We start from the raw sequence: 17,310 nt of genomic DNA on the forward strand, positions 1-17,310 counted from the left end.
TATTTGCCTGGTCAAAGCATACATTTTATGATAGAGTGCCTTTTCTTTTTTTGCTAGAATATAGCTCAAATACCCTCGAGAAATATTTTACACATAGGATATTATGTGAAAAAATAGCTTCTTGATTATTATCTTTAGGTCTAAAAAAGAAAAATACGCCCCCTTCTTTATCTTTAACCTCACCATTGAAATAAAAGTTACTCCATTCAACTGGAATCATTTCATTCACCTGTTGTGCTATTTGTTCATATAGTTTGTTTAACTCTGTTTCGAAGCCCACAATATCAACCTCCTGATTTATTTGCAATCTCTTGAATCACTGGAAATTCTCCCTCAATTTGGTACTCGACCAAAAATGAGTCTGGTCGCATTGAATCCTTAGAATAAACTGGTTCAATTGTAACAGAAACCTTTCTAGGTGGAACCTCTTTTAAAGCACTTGACCATTCTGTCTCCATTTCATACCACTTACCACCTCGCCTATTTATCTGGCTATTTTGTGGTACAAGATTATCAATATCTGCTGGTCCATTGAATTGCGCTCCATAAGAAGTTCACCATTTCATTAGTTAAAACACACTCTTAATCACAAAAGCACATGTTGCCTAATAGACAATCAAGTGCTTTTTGAAAATTACCATTGTAATTAAATTAGATATTCTATCCACAATGAATCTTACGTAAACCAACATTACTAAAATAACTTCTGTTACATCAAATCCACTATTCCAATTATAATTTACTAAAAATGGAGTATTAGCAGGTTGTCTACATTGCTCAACTGACTAATATAGTATTTTTATCCGTATTATAAAGCAACTCTTCCAGAAAAGTAATCACTGTGGTATCCATCATCTAAAGCTATTCCCAATATTTATTATGTTTATTCTTACTCATAATTTGTAGCAGTAATAAAATCAAAAGCGCCAGCTGAAGTAATTTTATTGTTATACTCAAAGTTATATATTAGAATTACTGCATTGTATGATTTTTTTAAATCTATACTTTTCTTAATCTTCGGGATTATAATTTCTTCATACGAACAACCATCTAATAATGTTGAAATATCACTACTACTATTCTTATAGACCGCTTTTTCTATAGTATCCTCATCTGTTTCATCCATATCAATATTAAAATCGACAAAAAACTCTGAAGGGACAGACTCGCCATCCTCATCATACATTAAATCTACATATTCTCTTATAGAGTCCTCTTCCTTAATATTACCTAACCAAATAGAAACCCATCCTTGTTTTTCCATTATAGTATCCTCCTATTTTAATCTAAGACCTTCTGGTAAGGACAAAGTCCCACCTTCAAGTCTATAATTAGCCCAATTATTAAGTCGTCTAACAAATGTATTATAGTCATTAGAAGTATCTATAATTGCTAATAATTCATTATGTGCTTTAGTTGAGCCTAACCCTCCATGAACACCATTTGGATTGACGAATTTAACATCAGATATTGCTGTTCGTAAATCCTTAATCTTTTCAGCACTAATATTCCAATACTTAAATTGCGGAGCCCTTGAAACTAAGTGCCACTCATGTAAACCTCCAGGTGCTCTAAGCTGACGTTCAATTTTCTTTCTAATCTTTTTATCTTTCCAAAGTTCGTCTAGTTCACTACTTGTAAGGGAATTGAAAAATTTATTAAAGTTCCCACTCTTTGCAGTTGGTATATCATCAACAGTTAATTTGGTTATACCTTTTATATCATTAGCATTATCTATACCCTTACCTTCACCCTTCACCGAAAACAACTGCGGTTTAACCTCACCAAGTGGTTTCACCCCATAGACCGTGTGATTAGAAAAGCCTGTCGAAACCACTTCGCGATAAAGCCATGGCACCTGGCCAAGCTTCTCTTTTGCTGCATTTATCTTGTTCTGAATAAATTCCCTGCTGTAAGGAAATTTGCTGCTAACAACTCTTGACGGTTTACTTGCACCCTTCAATTTGGAAACACCTTTAATTCCTTTTAAAGCCCAAGTACTTGGGATTACAGCCGGTAAGGCAGTCCCGGTGACATACATGATACCCTTTTCTTCCACAGTATCGGTAACCGATTGAGCGACAGATTCCACCACACTCATCGGGTCTTTTACAAATTGTATCACAGCTTGTTTGTAGGAATCACCGTTTCCTCTCTTTATCTCTTAAAAAAGCGGGTTCGATTGGATTCGGTATTGCTCCTGATAGAACGATAATGCCCAAATCCCCTGCAACGGTTAATAGTCCGGTAATCATGCCAAGGACTCTGTCAATCAATCCGTTCACAAGATCCCAGGCACCCTTGCCAATAGTTTCTGCCACATCCCATAACCCTTCGAAAAAGCTGGTATACTTGCCTTTGACATCAGCGGCCAGGTCGTTATACGCATCATCGGCATTTTCGAACGGCTTCATTTTCGTATTATACAGTTCCCACAGGTCATCCATTTTGTTCTGCAGTTTCGTTTGCATCGATTGGATACTTGACTGGATGCTTTCCAATTGTCGCCTATTGAACGCGCTTGCCTCTTTTTGAGCATCGGTCGGATCCTCGAACAAACCAAAGAGAGAAGCGGGTAACTGGTTGCTTATGTTTAATGCCTTGGTGACGTTGCTCGTGATGCCACTTTCGATCTGCTCCAAATTGGCCCAAATATCATTCCGGTCCACACGCATCATCGTGTTCCTAGCGATAGGAGAAATGTAGGCGGTTGTATCGGTTACATAATTTTCGAATAGCGAAAGAAGGTCATTCACTTGTGTTTGGTACTTTTTTATTTCGTCCGTGGACCCATCGATCCGCTGATTCCAGGCATTAACACTTTTCCCCTCATTGGTTTGCATGAAGGTCTGAACATTCGTAAGTGACTCCTTCATCGTTTTGCGAAAAAGCAAAATAAAAAGGTACAAACAGTAGGTAAATTAACTAGTTGCACCTTTCTCCACTATTTTCACCAGTTTTGGTGGGGTTTACATTTAGTATATTTACACTTACCATAAAAAAGCACCTGTTGCGTTTGCCTTGAGACAATTAAGTGCTTTGTTTTTTCTAGTTTTTTCCTTTATATCCATATTAATTAGTTACTCCATGATGATTTATGTTTTCAGATCAAACTATCACCTGAATTATTCATACTTCTAACTGAAAAGCATAAATGCAAATGGAACGGACTTATTTTCTATTTTCACCCGAAAAAATGCTGAAATAACACTTACAGAACTACAAAAGGAACGCAACTAAGAAAAATGACCTGTTTTTGGACAGACTTCTCCCGTGGTCGTCTAAAAGCTTTTAAATTTCTAGTTATTTCCTTTTACTTTCACTCAAACTGGAGACGTTGAATACGACGCAGCACTTTCCAGAAGAAAGACGCATATACAAAACCCGAAGCCAGTTTAAAGTAGAGAGAACGCCCTGATTTCACTAATTTACTGGCAACTTTGATGATACGTGTCCGAATGGTCTGGATTTGCATCTGTTGTTGTCCTTCCGGGAAACAAAGCGTGCGCAGCCAATTAGTCAAGTTGTAGGCCAATAAACTCAGCATCATCCGAGCTTCATTTGCTTGAAAAGAGTGGCTACTCATGCGATCCAAACCGAATCCGTTTTTCGCTTCTTTGATGTAATTTTCCATGGTGCCTCTTCTTTGATAGGACTGCACAATCACTTGCGGAGAAAAGACATCTCCTAAGTTTGTCACAAAAAAGCTGTGCTTGAAAAACATCTCTCCTGCAGGACGAACCGATTGGATAATGATCTTCCGTGCTTTTTTCCATGACTTTGCCTGGTATTCGCTCTCTTCGTAATAGCACTCGGACTCGCTCATATCTTTCGAGGAAGACGCAGGATGCAGTTCATCAGCCAAACGCTGGAGGTTCGCATTCGATTTTAAGCGAATCACATAAGAGACAGATTCTTCTTCACATAAATCGTATAAAGCTGGAACGGCAAAGCCACTGTCTGCACGCAGAAACGGTGTCATCCATGGGAATTTTTCGTTGTAATGTGCTATAAGCGGGCGAACAAAATCGACAACGCCATTCGACGTGTAGACATTTCCTGGGCGCAATTCCGATTTGAGAAAATCACCTTCTACTTCCTCGAAGGATGAAAGCCAATGGTACCATAATGTGCATTGTAGGAAGATTGTTCCTGGTTGCCATAACTATCTGCGTGAGTAGAATCCAAATCGAAAATAATCGCGTCTGATTGCCGGTACGTATGCATTTTGTCCAGTAATACCTGGTTAGCTTGAAGCAAAGAAGTGATAGAATGAGAATCAAAACGAGCCAAAAAACGGGAAAGGCTTGGTTGGGAGGCGAGCGCATCCTTGCCTATCATCTGCGTAAATACTGGATCATTTATCAAGGCGTCTGCCGCATCATCTTCGGTGTATCCAGCGATGATTTGATAGATTTTTTGTCGAAGTAAATCTTCATTCGCATGCACATAGTAGCGCCGTTCATCGATGAGCCTAAACATTCTGCCAAAGTCGCAGAGAAACCGATTTTTTCATCAAATTCCCGAAAAATCATTTCACCGGTATCGGAGGATAATTCTCCTCCATCATTGGATAGTTTTATTTTGCGATTGAAATCAAGTGTGATTTGCGGTAAAGTAGCCATTATAAGAACCCTTTCTATGGTTATTTGGTCGTACTTTTAACCTTATCAGAAACGGGTTCTTTTTTCATTTATTTGGTGCAGTCCATACCTGCCATGGTTACTTGGCAGGTATGGAGTTACAAGCTATTTAGATTTTTCTATGAATAATTCAGGTATCACTTATTTACTTGTACACTCTTGTTTGTTTATTGCCACTTCCCTGTCATAATTCCCCTGCCATCTAAATGTCATATCGCCTAATGTCTCGTTCCCTGTCAGTAATCTATGATACTCCATGATGGTACTACCTTTATGAGTTATGATTTCGGTAAAAGCTTCATGTCATCCAAAGTATAAATATCTCATAAAAAACATAAGTGCCAGTTACTTAAAAGGCTTGCAATCAAGTCCGGTTTTTATCTTCTACTTCTTATACATGTTTTGTTATTTTCCTTTAGAACCTTAACTCCTTATTTCAAATATACAATCAAAGGCTCATTCCTCCTTATCATTTAAATAGACTCTCGGCATTCGCCGAGTCAGACGGTTCAAAGCTTTTTTTGATCCGTCAATTTTTTATTTCCTCCTATTTTTTGCAGGAGGATTTTTTATTTCAAATAATGTGAACTGGAAATGTACAAGTCACATTATTTTCAAAAATAGGTCAAAAAGCCCTTGACTTTTGGAAAACGCCCCAATAATCGCGGTTGAAGGGAGATTTTTCCCTTACTAAACCTAATTGAGGTGTTGAAAGTGAAACCAATTTTTGTCTCACATGAAGCTTACCAGCAGTTTGTGATGGATCGCCTGCAGAAACACTATTCTGGTGGTGTTCTGACACTCGTAAACAGCGATTGGCCCGTTATTACAAAACTTTGGATGACAAATCTATCAAAAATCACAACGATGCTAGAGCCTTTCTATGGCAAGAAAGGACCTGCCCCGCGGGATCCTGCATCCATGATGTGATCATACCTGCTTATGCTTTTGTCAAATCCAACCATGAGTGTGGATGATTGGGTTGACGAACTTCGCCGGGTCTCCCTTTACGCGATTCTTGGCGGATTTGAATCCAGTGACATACTTGGTGTTGGTACCACGACTTTTTCACTCGGTTGTGGGGCAGTGAAAAGAAGCATGTTACCCACAAAAAGAAAAGTAAGAAGGCACGTAAACGAAAACCGAAAAAGGCAAAAAGGGTGAAAAAGCACCTGTATCCAAGCCTGGCCGGGTAAAACAGCTAGTGGAGTGGATGATCCCAAAACTCTGATCAAAAAAGGGAGATGCCATCAGATCGTTTATTTGGATTTTTTCAATCCGAAATCCTTACTTTTTCAGCTAAGTTGGGATTGCTCGGGGATGTGGAAAATTTGAACGTTGCCGGTGACGGTACACCCATCGTCACCGCATCCCACACCCGAAACAGACCCACCTGTCATTGTCGCGCCCAAGGTATAGCGAAATGCAAGCATGGTCGCATTTATTCCCAGCCCGACTGTGATAGTGGGTGGGACAGTCATCGAGAGAAGTATTTCAACGGTTACCATCTCTATATGATCAATGCTTGCCGATAGCCCATATGACTTACCTTTGTTTCCGCGTTTGAATCCGGCTTCCAACCATGATTCTGTCAGCTTGGTCGTCAGTTGGGCTGAATTTTCGCAGCGGTTCAACTTGGGCACGGTAATCAAAACCACCAGTGTGAACTGGCTGTTTTGATTAAGCCTTGCAATGAATTTTATATTTACAACATTTATTTTACATAACCTTTTAACAGCTAAAAGCACACTATAAATTGTTAAGTCCACCATTAGAATAGGTAGTAACTAATGATATTTTCATATTCTCCCTCAAATAACAAAGGAAAAATTTATTACTCCATCCCTCTTGCAACATAAAGTAAGTAAGTAACTACTAATATATTAAAAATATTACTCCCCCTCCAAAAGCTTATTCATAAAATCATGTCTTGTTAACTTCTTATCATTATTCACCGAAAATTGATCTAACATCCGTTGCTCAATTATTTCTATTTTTTCATTAGAAATAAATGTTGTCTCAATAGCACTATCTACTAATATTGCCATACTTTCTTCTTCAATTCCTTCTAACGCTTGCGGTAAATATTTTGCTTCTTCCCTTTTGTATGCTTTCCATGCTGTATAGGATACTATATCTACCATCAGCGTCCATAAGCTTGCAATTTCTATGTCATTCTCATCCTCCGCAAACTCGGATATCCCTGTAAACTCTGCATTATCAATTAACTCATATAAGTCATCGCCGGAAACACCTTTATCTTCAACCCAAATCCAACATTTATCCAGAGCTTCCCTTCCGTCATTATATCTTTCATCGTTTTTATTAATAACACCAAACACTTCTTCACCGATAGTTAGAACAAAACCAACTTTAACATCATCTTCTAAGGTATACACTAAATTATTCATATTCCACCTCTTATTGTATAATTTTGCCGTCTTTTAAAGTGAAGGAAGTCAAACCATTAACCTTAACAGTTTTATCAATTTCGGATGTAACCACAATTTTAAGATTAGGATACTTTTTACTAGCCTGATAAAAAATACCGCATTTATCTTCAGGAAACGGCTTTATTAAACCTTTAGTACATTTATTGCAGACCCCTCTAGGGTTTGATTGATGGATATACAGAGTACCCTTTACATCATTAGAATCTAAACCAGTCTTTTTAATGGCATCATTAAACTCGTTAAGTACATCTTCTTCAGCGTGTCTGGTAAATTGGGCCAATTTTGGGTTTTTAATATGATTATACGGTGCTTTAAATTCTCTGTTTGGATTTATATCGTCTAGCGAAGGTAATTTAGCCTGATTTCTTACTTCTGGAGAAGCACCTTTAAAAATCACATTTTCTAAACCATTAATATTCGTCTTCCCAACTGCGACAGTATTGGTTTCGGGAACATTTAGTTCTTTTCTATATTCATCTAAGTCTTTTTTATTAAGTTTAGAGATATTTTCTTTTATATCCTTAGATACTTCTCTAGCATTCTCAGCCTTCGTACCTCTACCATCAACACTCTTTACCGAAAACATCTGCGGGCGGATCTCACTAAGACGTTTCATTTCCGCTCCAAAGACCGGGATATTCATATTGCCTGTCGAGACTACTTCGCTATACACAACAGGCATTTTCACCTTGCCAAGTCCTTCTTTCGCTGCATTTATCTTGTTCTGAATAAATTCCTTACTGTAAGGGAATTTACTACCGGCCACATTCGGTGATTTCTTACCTGCACCCTTAAATTTAGAAACAGCTTTTACGCCTTTTAAACCCCAAGTACTTGGGATTACAGCCGGTAAGGCAGTCCCGGTGACATACATGATACCCTTTTCTTCCACAGTATCGGTAACCGATTGAGCGACAGATTCCACTGCACGCATGGGGTCTTTTATAAATTGTACCACAGCTTCTTTGTAGGAATCAGCCGTTTCCTCTGCTTTATCTCTTAAAAAAGCGGGTTCGATTGGATCCGGTATTACTCCTGATAGTACGATAATACCCAGGTCCCCTGCAACGGTTAATAGACCGGTAATCATGCCAAGCACGCCGTCAATAAGCCCGTTCACAAGATCCCAGGCACCCTTGCCAATAGTTTCTGCCACATCCCATAACCCTTCGAAAAAGCTGGTATATTTGCTCTTAATATTTGCAGCCAGGTCGTTATACGCATCATCGGCATTTTCGAACGGCTTCACTTTCGTATTATACAGGTCCCACAGGTCATCCATTTTGTTTTGCAGTTTCGTTTGCGTCGATTGGATACTTGACTGGATGCTTTCCAATTGTCGCTTATTGAACGCGCTTGCTTCTTTTTGGGCATCGGTCGGATCCTCGAACAAACCAAAGAGCGAAGCGGGTGACTGGTAGCTTATGTTTAATGCCTTGGGGACATTGCTCGTGAAGCCACTTTCGATCTGCTCCAAATTGGCCCAAATATCATTCCGGTCGACACGCATCATCGTGTTCCTTGCGATAGGAGAAATGTAGGCGGTTGTATCGGTTACATAATTTTCGAATAACGAAAGAAGGTCATTCACTTGTGTTTTGTACTTCTTTATTTCGTCCGTGGACCCATCGATCCGCTGATTCCAGGCATCAATACTTCTCCCCTGGTTGGTTTGCATGAAGGACTGAACTTTCATAAGTGACTCCTTCATCCCCTCAAGCGCCTTTTTATATGTTTGGAGCTCGGCAATAATCTCATCCAATACGCCGTAATTGATTTTCAGGTCACGCTTCACGACCCGTCACCCCCAATTGCTTTAGCCGCCTCTTCATCTACCTGTTTCATGCCATCAAGTACGGCTTTGCCAGCTTGATAGATTGTCTCCATCTGGTTGACTAAATCCTGATTCACATCATTATTCATGTTATCCAAGAGTGCATCCACTTTTGCAATGAAGTCCGAGTTGAACGCCTCCAGCCGGTCGCTTGTATTGGAGCGAAACGTCGTCGTGTAGCCGGTAAAATCATCAATACCGGCTCGTAATTGATTCAAGATGTTTTGCAGCTCCACAAAATCTATTTTAATCGCTTGTCCTGCCACATTGGCACACCTCCAGTCCACACAACATTAACGAAAATGCACCGATTCAATTTCGCTAATTAATCGGTCCAGCTCGGCAACCATTTCATCCACAATGGCGCCCATATCCTCTCCTACCGATGCATTTTCCAGGTCCATATCCTTAAAGTTTTGCTTTATTTCATCGCGGGCATCCTTTAAATTATTGATAATCCCCGAATCCCATCCGCCATATAACAGATTATGGCAAAAATCATAATCATATAATCCCATTACACGTCACCCGCTTTTTGTTCCATTTCTTGTTGGAGTTCTTTCATATCATGGTTGGAAAATTCAATGGAGTTCAAATCTTTTTCCACAATAAATTCTTGTTTCATCAAATACACAAAGGCTTCTTCCATCCCATCACTGAATCCTTTTTGCACGACCCGCTTGATCAACGGAGCGGTAAAATGAATTTGTGTGCCGGCTTTCATCTCGCCGACCGGATAGATAACCCCCACATACGGAAAATAGCTGTTATAACCCTTTGGACCGATAAATCGTCCGGTGATGACTACCTTTGAAGGAGATTCCAATTGACTGTCAGGTTTAAAATAGGCTGGATTCAACTCAACAATCGAACCCAGTGGCAAGACTTCCCGCATGATTTCAATCGTATAAGCTAATAACCGTACATAAGAATCTTCATCCAGCGTAAATTGTTTATTGGAAAACAAAATGGTATGGGCGGCACCTTCATGCTTATAGGTGATGATGTCTTGTTGATGATGCAGATTTAAGGATGGAAGGTTTTCTTTATATGCCTGATAAAGATGCTGCAATAACCGGTTATCTTCCAGGTACAAGTCAAAAAATTCATGTATAACAGGGACAGATTCCGCTTGAATTTCACCTGCGAACGACTGGATAATTTGATCTATCTTCCTAAAAGCAAGCTGCCTTAGCTGTTGGTTTAAATCATCTGTCATGAACATCCACTCCCCCTTTCCCAAACTTGGTAAAAAAGACCTTTTCTCTTATTAAAATAATAATTCGAAATTCAAGCAATTACAATGCGCCGATTTACCCGGGTCCAAAGTTTTAATTATTGTTGCTGCACCATTTCTTAACATGACCTGCAAAAAGTGAAAGAAAGCCACCCGGCCCTAAACCGGAAGTGGCTTTTTTTCAAAGGAAGCCCCTGATTTTTTCCTCCTAACACAAATACGAAATAGGAGTAACGATCAATATCGTAAATATAGCCCTCTCTGCCCATATTACGAGTAATTCCGGGATGCTACCGGTATCTCCGCCTGAAAGAATACAAGGAACAAGCGCTGAAAAAAATGATGGCTGAAACGGATAAGACCGAAATGATCCAATAATAAGGACATAACAAACTATTCTAAGCAGTATATAGACTCCTTTCCGTATAGAACAACCCATTACAGAAATACTAACATCTTAAAGAAAGTATTATCTGTAATCCTAAGAAATGACCCTTTACGAAAGTGAAAATGTGAAGGGAAATTTAGAAAGGGGAACGAAATGAAACGAGTAACTTCGGAGGTAACAGCAGTTTTTTGGGTTACATTAACAATAACAGTAGCCATGTCTATTTGGGGATCAGTTGCTCCTAAGGCACTTGAAAATTTTTCAAACATGATTATGGTGTATATTTCTGTTCATTTTGGCTGGTATTATTTATTAATGGTATCATTGTTTGTCGTGTTCTGTTTGTACTTGATTTTCAGTCGTTATGGCAAGATCAAGCTAGGTAAGCCAGGGGATAAGCCTGAATTTAGTTACCCCTCATGGTTTGCCATGCTATTTAGTGCTGGTATGGGGATAGGGCTTGTGTTTTATGGTGTTGCTTCACCTGTCTCACATTATATAAAAACGCCGCCAACGGCCGACCCAGGTACGCGCGCGGCCTTGGAGGATTCGTTACGTATTACGTTTTTTCACTATGGTGTTCATGCATGGGCGATCTATGCCATTATTGCTTTAGTGCTTGCATATTTTACATTTCGCCGCGGGAAACCTGCATTAGTTAGCGCTACCCTTGAACCTCTTTTTGGAGACAAAATACACGGGACTTGGGGGAAGGCTATAGATATTATCGCTGTATTTGCGACGATTGTCGGTGTAGCAACTACCCTTGGGTTTGGTGCGACCCAGATTAATGGGGGTTTTACCTTTCTGTTTGGGGTTGCTGATGAATTCTGGGTTCAACTTGTTATCATTTTGGTCGTAACGGTTTTATTTATGATCTCTGCTTACTCCGGACTCGGTAAAGGAATCAAATATCTAAGTAATGCCAATATGACGATTGCGGGGCTTTTATTCATTGCTACATTAATCCTTGGACCAACGATGTACATCGTGAATTCGTTCACGGATACATTAGGGGCATATGTTCAAAGTCTTCCTAGTGAAAGTTTGCGTATATCTCCTAATAATGAAGGGGAGAGGCAGTGGGTGATGGATTGGACTGTCTTCTTCTGGGCGTGGTGGATTGCCTGGGCTCCATTTGTCGGAATCTTTATTGCTCGAATTTCAAAAGGTCGTACCATTCGGGAATTCTTATCGGGGGTTTTGATTGTTCCTTCTGTTGTTAGCTTTCTGTGGTTTTCGGCATTTGGAATATCAGGTATACATGCACAAAATAATGGTTTAGATCTTGCCAGCCTACCAGATGAACAAGTACTGTTCGGGATGTTTGAACAATTTCCGTTCAGTACGATCTTATCCATCCTTGGTATTTTGCTAATCAGTACTTTCTTTATCACATCTGCAGATTCCGCTACGTTCGTATTGGGCATGCAAACTACTAATGGATCCTTATCACCGTCTACAATTGTTAAGTTCGTTTGGGGCATTGCTCAATCAGCAATCGCTGCCGTGCTTTTGTATACCGGTGGACTACAGGCCCTGCAAAATGCTCTAATTTCAGCAGCGTTTCCGTTTTCGTTAATCATGTTATTAATGATTGTCTCCTTTTATAAGGCATTGAAAAAGGATAGTAGATTGAAGTAAAAGGATTAGAATACACTCCTCAACCTAAAAAGATATAATCCCCGCAAAAATATTATCGGGAATTATATCTTTTTATTAAGGAACTTTTTCAGCAATCTCTAACCTTCATCTAAGAGGCTATTTCTCGTTCAATAGCACTTAACCGCTTATTATTCGACGCGATAAAGTAAATAACAATCCCCCAAATAACAACTGCGATAATCGATCCAATGTTAAAGATTCCTTTTTCCGCTGTCCACATAATCGAATAACCAATCGAACCTAACAACAGTGCGTAATAGAAAAACGGAAGCAGCGTTTTTCGGATAACATGTCCTTCTTTCCCGATGAGTCCTACAACGGCAGATGCGGCAACAACGTTATGCACGCAAATCATGTTCCCAGCTGCACCACCGACCGCTTGAAGTGCAACCATCCATGTCGGGCTGGCACCGATATTTTCACCTACTCCAAATTGGAAAAGAGAGAACATCATGTTGCTGACTGTGTTACTGCCTGCTACAAATGCACCGAGTCCGCCGACGAACGTTGCAAAGAATGGATATAATGAACCAGCAAGATCGGCAACTCCTTCTGCCAAAACGATTGGCATTTGTTCATAACCCGCTGCCCCACCGCCTGAGTTAAGAAACACTTGCACCATTGGCACGGTGAAAACAAGAGCTGAACCTGCAGCGATCATTGTTTTTCCTGAGTCTTTCCAAGCCCGCGCATATTCCGAGCCTTTCATTCCATGCATATAAAATGTAATGACGGAAACGACGATAAAAATAAAGCCTGGTGAAAAAAGGATTTCCCAGCTGGAGGAAATCTCCGTGCCAAAAATATTTGGAACTGTGATTGTGGCCGATTTAAGCCAATCTCCAACAACAGTTAATCTTGAAATAAGCAGGAAGATAGCAACCAGCACATATGGCACCCATGCTCGCACCATGCTAATTTTACCAGCATAAATCTCACTTGGTGTCAGTTCCACACGCCCGGTCCAAGTTGGGTCCCAGCGGTCTTTTGATTCAAAATTCCAAATTTCGTCTTCTTTTGGCATCAGGAAACCTTTTTTAGCTGCAAAAATCACAATCGCCAACCCAATTAAACCACCAATCAAGGAAGGAAATTCAGGCCCTAGCGTGTTGGCAATAATCAGGTATGGAATTGTCATCGCCAAAGAGGCAAATAGAGCAAACTTCCAAATCTTTAAGCCTTCACTGAACGACTTGTTTTTTCCGAAAAATCGGGTTAAAATTCCTACCAAAAATAATGGGATTAACAGCCCGGCAATAGCATGCAGTATAGCAACTTTACCAGCGACAGCAAATACGAAATCCGAAACATTTGAAATTTGCGTAAGCGGCTCAACACCTGTACCAACCCCGACTACCATTGGTGTTCCGACCGCACCGAATGAGACAGGTGTACTTTGAATCACCATCCCGGAGACAACCGCGGCCATCGCGGGAAACCCAAGGCCGACCATTAGCGGCACTGCAACAGCCGCCGGTGTACCAAACCCCGCCGAACCTTCAATAAAGGAACCGAAAAGCCATGCGATAATAATGACTTGAACTCGGCGGTCTGGAGTAATATCGGTAAAACCACGGCGTATCGTGTGCAGCCCACCGCTTTCCTGAAGGGTGTTCAATAGTAAAATAGCACCAAAAATAATAAATAAGAGCGTAATAGCGACAATCAGCCCATGAACAGATGCAGCTGCAACTTTAGGAAACGCCACATCCCAAACAAAAAGTGCCAACAAAACTGCGACGATATACGAGAGTGGCATTGCCTTACTCGCTGGCCATTTTAGTCCGACTAGGAATACAGCAACAACTATAATCGGAAGTAAGGCCAGAATTGCTAATGTACCAGTACCCATTTGTAGTTCCTCCTTTAATACTTGATTTATTAAAATATATTTCCGTACGGCGCCTCTTAGCGTGACGGAAATGTATTATTATTTTTTAATAAAAATCAACGTTGCTGCCGATCCTAGTCGTCGTAAATCTGATCGCCCCGCCTCCGAAAATGAAAAATCATCGCGGTGCGTTTGGTTTCGATCGAGATATCTGCTTTTTCGATCGAGATATGTACAATTTCGATCGTGGTGCCTGTGTTTTCGATCAAGGTATGAACTTTTTCGATCATGTCCTAACTTTTCCGGTCGAGCCAAGCACTTTTTCGATTGAGATGCCTATATTTCCAATCGAGTCTCATTCACCATTTCAATCGTAATCTACCAAAATATAGACGCACCAAATTTTTAAAGATACTATACTTCCACCTTTTTCATCTCCTGCTTAACCTCGACACAACGCCCCGGCTGCGGGAACAGTTTTCCGGGATTCAATATGTCTTCCGGGTTAAATACTGTACGTATATCTGTTTGTGCGGCCATTTCTTCATCACTGAAAATAAAGCGCATTTCAGCAGATTTTTCAATCCCAACCCCATGCTCACCCGTAATGGAACCACCAACGTCCGCGCAAACCTTTAAGCATTCAGAGCCCGCTTTGGCAGCACGCTCACTTTCACCAGGAACACTTGCATCATATAATATAAGTGGATGAAGATTTCCGTCACCCGCATGAAAAATATTTGCAATCCTTAGTTCATACCTTTTACTAATCGCAGCAATTTGATCAAGTACTTCAGGTAAGCGTGTTCTTGGTATAACGCCGTCCTGTACAAGGTAATCCGGAGAAATTGCCCCCATTGCGCCAAAGCCCATTTTCCGGTTGGCCCACCAAAGGGCACGCTCCGCTTCATCTCTCGCCACTTTTACTTCACGCACATTGTTCCGTTTACATACGGTAAGAATTTCATCGATTTGATCATCAATCCCAGCTGCGATTCCGTCCACCTCAATAAGTAAGAATGCAGCAATGTCTTGTGGATGACCAACTGGATAGGCAGCCGCTTCCACCCCTTCAATAGCGATTGCATCCATCATTTCTAGTGCCGCTGGAATGATACCAGCCGAAATAATATCGGAAACTGCCTGGCTCGCGTCCGTTATATCATCATAATAAGCAAGCACGGTTTTCTTTCCTTGAGGATTTTTTAATATTTTCACGGTAATTTTCGTGACAATGCCAAGCGTTCCCTCTGAACCGGTCAAAAGGCCAAGCAAATCATAGCCCGGTTGATCCGGAATACCATCTGCCCCGATTTCCATGATTTCTCCATTCGGCAGGACAATCTCCAGTCCTAAAATATGGTTTGTCGTAACCCCGTATTTCAAACAGTGTGCCCCACCGGAATTTTCCGCAACATTTCCACCGATCGTGCATGCATATTGACTAGAAGGGTCCGGTGCATAATAATAACCTTTATCGGAAATAGATTGTGTTAGCTTTAAATTAATATAGCCAGGTTCCACGACCGCTTTTCGATTTTCCAAATCGAGATGCAGCATTCTTTTCATCCGAACCAGACTAATAATAACTTCTCCTCCAAGTGGAGTCGCTCCGCCGCTTAAGCCTGTTCCTGCCCCACGTGCGATATAAGGGATCTTTTCCTTGTTTAGACATTTTACAACCTCTACGACATGTTCCTTACTTTTTACAAAAACGACTGCCCTTGGCATCCCTTTGGCCATCGTATAGCCGTCACATTCATACGCAATGAGATCCTCTTTTAGATAAAGAACTTCCCTTTCACCAACAATGTTTATTAATTGTTGAACAACACGATCGAGATGTTGTTTTTTACGCTTTCCCATCAGCTCTTCACCGCCCTTACGATTTCACTCCCAGTTCTTCCTTTTCCTTCTCATAGGCCAAGTCAAGCAATTGAACCGTATGGACAACTTTTTCACTTCTCCCGTATTTTTTTACACCCATGGCCATTTGCAGCATGCAGCCAGGATTCCCCATGGAAATCATTTCTACGTTGTCGGGAACATCCGCTATTTTGCGTTCCAGAAGTGCTCCCGCCATCTCGGGATGTGTAAGATTATAGATCCCGGCACTGCCACAGCATCTGTCTGCATCTGGCATATCAACCATTTCCACCCCTGGGATTTCCTTTAACAGCTGACGAGGCTCAAAACGTACACCTTGCCCATGGGCTAAATGACACGCATCATGGTATGTAACTTTTGTCCTTACTTCTGCTTTCGGACGTTCGAAGTCATGATCGTACAAAAACTTGGAAACATCCTCCACCTTAGCGGAAAATTCCTCTGCTAAGGGCAGCATTTCCGGATCGTTCCGGAAAAGTTCATGATATTCCTGCAGTGCACATCCGCACCCGGCAGCATTGACAAGCACTTTATCGTAATCTTTAAACGCTTCAACATTACGTTTCGCCAGTTCCTTCCCTGTCTCTCTTTCCCCAGCATGAACATGGAGTGCACCGCAGCAGCCCTGATTTTTCGGAAGTCCAACTTCAAATCCATTATGTGTCAGAACACGAATAGTCGCTTCATTTACATCACTAAACATGACATCCATAATGCATCCCGTCAGCATTCCGACCCGCTGCTTCGTCTCCCCTTCAGGTGGAATAACTTCCGGATACCGGCCAAGAACAGGTTTTCCAACTTCCGGCAGAATCGACTCCATCTCTTTTAAGTGTTTAGGTATAACATTGAGCAGACCTGTTTTTCTTGTGACAGATTGTAAACCGCTCTTTTGGTAAAACCGCATTAGGCCACCAAGTTTATTCAAACGTGTTTGGTGCGGAAAAAAGCCTTTCAATGCTGTTTTATTTAAAGCACCAGCAAAACCGGTTAATGGCATCGCCTGGCGAATTTGCCCGCGTGCTTCCTCAATCAGAGCCCCAACTTGCACATCAGCCGGACATGCCGTTTCACAGGCCCGGCAATCAAGGCAATCAAAAATCGGTTTCGCAAAAGCTTCATTCACGTCAATTTTGCCTTCCGCAACGGCTTTTATTAAATATACACGCCCCCTTGGCGAATTCTGTTCTTCCCCAGTTTCCTGATACGTTGGACAAGCTTCCAGACACATGCCACAGTGAACACAGTCCGCCCATTTTGTTTCATCCGGAAGATCGTCCCAAAGATAGTTTCCTAGCGTCTTTGTTTGACAAGGCGGTTCACTTTTTTCCGGGTCCAGCATGTTAGCCAATCTGTTCTCTTCCACGCTCAT

General features: G+C 41.0%; 15 protein-coding genes and 2 pseudogenes. 2 read left to right on the top strand and 15 right to left on the bottom strand.

Annotated features, from left to right (window positions below; genetic code table 11):
- Positions 1 to 25: 25 nt before the first annotated feature.
- The 6 genes and pseudogenes from IEX12_RS19260 to IEX12_RS19285 all read right to left on the bottom strand — a co-directional run bounded on the left by IEX12_RS19260 (position 26) and on the right by IEX12_RS19285 (position 4,625).
- Positions 26 to 280, bottom strand: a complete 255-nt coding sequence (locus IEX12_RS19260; protein WP_155555036.1) for an immunity protein YezG family protein — start codon at positions 278 to 280, stop codon at positions 26 to 28.
- Positions 281 to 284: 4 nt separating this feature from the next.
- A pseudogene (locus tag IEX12_RS19265) lies at positions 285 to 533 on the bottom strand (DNA/RNA non-specific endonuclease); the annotation flags it as partial.
- A 356-nt stretch (positions 534 to 889) separates the two neighbouring features.
- Complete coding sequence (locus IEX12_RS19270; protein ID WP_155555038.1) at positions 890 to 1,264, bottom strand: immunity 22 family protein; 375 nt, start codon at positions 1,262 to 1,264, stop codon at positions 890 to 892.
- Between the two features lie 12 nt (positions 1,265 to 1,276).
- Positions 1,277 to 2,101: a hypothetical protein gene (locus IEX12_RS19275; protein WP_230856138.1), complete on the bottom strand. Its 825-nt coding sequence runs from the start codon at positions 2,099 to 2,101 to the stop codon at positions 1,277 to 1,279.
- Positions 2,102 to 2,141: 40 nt separating this feature from the next.
- Complete coding sequence (locus tag IEX12_RS19280) at positions 2,142 to 2,843, bottom strand: hypothetical protein (RefSeq protein WP_155555039.1); 702 nt, start codon at positions 2,841 to 2,843, stop codon at positions 2,142 to 2,144.
- A 476-nt stretch (positions 2,844 to 3,319) separates the two neighbouring features.
- Positions 3,320 to 4,625: pseudogene (locus IEX12_RS19285) on the bottom strand (IS1380 family transposase).
- Positions 4,626 to 5,357: 732 nt separating this feature from the next.
- Here IEX12_RS19285 and IEX12_RS19290 point away from each other — a divergent pair.
- On the top strand, positions 5,358 to 5,573 hold the full coding sequence (locus IEX12_RS19290) for a hypothetical protein (protein WP_155555040.1): 216 nt from the start codon (positions 5,358 to 5,360) through the stop codon (positions 5,571 to 5,573).
- Between the two features lie 365 nt (positions 5,574 to 5,938).
- Here IEX12_RS19290 and IEX12_RS19295 read toward each other — a convergent pair whose 3' ends face one another.
- The 6 genes from IEX12_RS19295 to IEX12_RS19320 form a co-directional block, all read right to left on the bottom strand.
- Positions 5,939 to 6,415, bottom strand: coding sequence for a hypothetical protein (locus IEX12_RS19295; protein ID WP_155555041.1), 477 nt, complete (start codon positions 6,413 to 6,415; stop codon positions 5,939 to 5,941).
- Positions 6,416 to 6,535: 120 nt separating this feature from the next.
- Positions 6,536 to 7,054: an Imm6 family immunity protein gene (locus IEX12_RS19300; protein WP_155555042.1), complete on the bottom strand. Its 519-nt coding sequence runs from the start codon at positions 7,052 to 7,054 to the stop codon at positions 6,536 to 6,538.
- A gap of 10 nt (positions 7,055 to 7,064) precedes the next feature.
- On the bottom strand, positions 7,065 to 8,891 hold the full coding sequence (locus IEX12_RS23565; RefSeq protein WP_230856139.1) for a hypothetical protein: 1,827 nt from the start codon (positions 8,889 to 8,891) through the stop codon (positions 7,065 to 7,067).
- Entirely contained in the window at positions 8,888 to 9,196 is a 309-nt protein-coding gene (locus IEX12_RS19310) for a hypothetical protein (RefSeq protein ID WP_155555043.1), read from the bottom strand. The genes IEX12_RS23565 and IEX12_RS19310 overlap by 4 nt, the downstream gene beginning before the upstream one ends.
- A gap of 27 nt (positions 9,197 to 9,223) precedes the next feature.
- Positions 9,224 to 9,448, bottom strand: coding sequence for a hypothetical protein (locus IEX12_RS19315; protein ID WP_102414764.1), 225 nt, complete (start codon positions 9,446 to 9,448; stop codon positions 9,224 to 9,226).
- Positions 9,448 to 10,149 carry a DUF4176 domain-containing protein gene (locus IEX12_RS19320; RefSeq protein ID WP_188725719.1) on the bottom strand — a complete coding sequence of 234 codons (702 nt, stop codon included), beginning with the start codon at positions 10,147 to 10,149 and terminating at the stop codon, positions 9,448 to 9,450. Before IEX12_RS19320 ends, IEX12_RS19315 begins: the two co-directional genes overlap by 1 nt.
- Positions 10,150 to 10,708: 559 nt before the next feature.
- Here IEX12_RS19320 and IEX12_RS19325 point away from each other — a divergent pair.
- Entirely contained in the window at positions 10,709 to 12,199 is a 1,491-nt protein-coding gene (locus IEX12_RS19325) for a glycine betaine uptake BCCT transporter (RefSeq protein ID WP_155555045.1), read from the top strand.
- A gap of 109 nt (positions 12,200 to 12,308) precedes the next feature.
- Here IEX12_RS19325 and IEX12_RS19330 read toward each other — a convergent pair whose 3' ends face one another.
- From IEX12_RS19330 to IEX12_RS19340, 3 genes are all read right to left on the bottom strand, one after another.
- A complete protein-coding gene (locus tag IEX12_RS19330; RefSeq protein WP_102414761.1) occupies positions 12,309 to 14,072 on the bottom strand; it encodes an L-lactate permease in 1,764 nt (587 codons plus the stop codon).
- A gap of 393 nt (positions 14,073 to 14,465) precedes the next feature.
- Positions 14,466 to 15,917, bottom strand: coding sequence for an FAD-linked oxidase C-terminal domain-containing protein (locus tag IEX12_RS19335; protein ID WP_102414760.1), 1,452 nt, complete (start codon positions 15,915 to 15,917; stop codon positions 14,466 to 14,468).
- A gap of 16 nt (positions 15,918 to 15,933) precedes the next feature.
- Entirely contained in the window at positions 15,934 to 17,310 is a 1,377-nt protein-coding gene (locus tag IEX12_RS19340) for a (Fe-S)-binding protein (protein ID WP_088052660.1), read from the bottom strand.

The organism is Lentibacillus populi (assembly GCA_014642895.1).
Taxonomy (GTDB): Bacteria; Bacillota; Bacilli; order Bacillales; family Amphibacillaceae; genus Lentibacillus_C; species Lentibacillus_C populi.

What these genes read in the sequence shown, in the direction of transcription:
- IEX12_RS19325 (WP_155555045.1), top strand. Translation starts at nt 10,709, where the DNA reads ATGAAACGAGTAACTTCGGAGGTAACAGCAGTTTTTTGGGTTACATTA.
- IEX12_RS19330 (WP_102414761.1), bottom strand. Translation starts at nt 14,072, where the DNA reads ATGGGTACTGGTACATTAGCAATTCTGGCCTTACTTCCGATTATAGTT.
- IEX12_RS19275 (WP_230856138.1), bottom strand. Translation starts at nt 2,101, where the DNA reads ATGAGTGTGGTGGAATCTGTCGCTCAATCGGTTACCGATACTGTGGAA.
- IEX12_RS19335 (WP_102414760.1), bottom strand. Translation starts at nt 15,917, where the DNA reads ATGGGAAAGCGTAAAAAACAACATCTCGATCGTGTTGTTCAACAATTA.
- IEX12_RS19300 (WP_155555042.1), bottom strand. Translation starts at nt 7,054, where the DNA reads ATGAATAATTTAGTGTATACCTTAGAAGATGATGTTAAAGTTGGTTTT.
- IEX12_RS19270 (WP_155555038.1), bottom strand. Translation starts at nt 1,264, where the DNA reads ATGGAAAAACAAGGATGGGTTTCTATTTGGTTAGGTAATATTAAGGAA.
- IEX12_RS19340 (WP_088052660.1), bottom strand. Translation starts at nt 17,310, where the DNA reads ATGAGCGTGGAAGAGAACAGATTGGCTAACATGCTGGACCCGGAAAAA.
- IEX12_RS19280 (WP_155555039.1), bottom strand. Translation starts at nt 2,843, where the DNA reads ATGCAAACCAATGAGGGGAAAAGTGTTAATGCCTGGAATCAGCGGATC.
- IEX12_RS19320 (WP_188725719.1), bottom strand. Translation starts at nt 10,149, where the DNA reads ATGACAGATGATTTAAACCAACAGCTAAGGCAGCTTGCTTTTAGGAAG.
- IEX12_RS19315 (WP_102414764.1), bottom strand. Translation starts at nt 9,448, where the DNA reads ATGGGATTATATGATTATGATTTTTGCCATAATCTGTTATATGGCGGA.
- IEX12_RS19295 (WP_155555041.1), bottom strand. Translation starts at nt 6,415, where the DNA reads ATGGTGGACTTAACAATTTATAGTGTGCTTTTAGCTGTTAAAAGGTTA.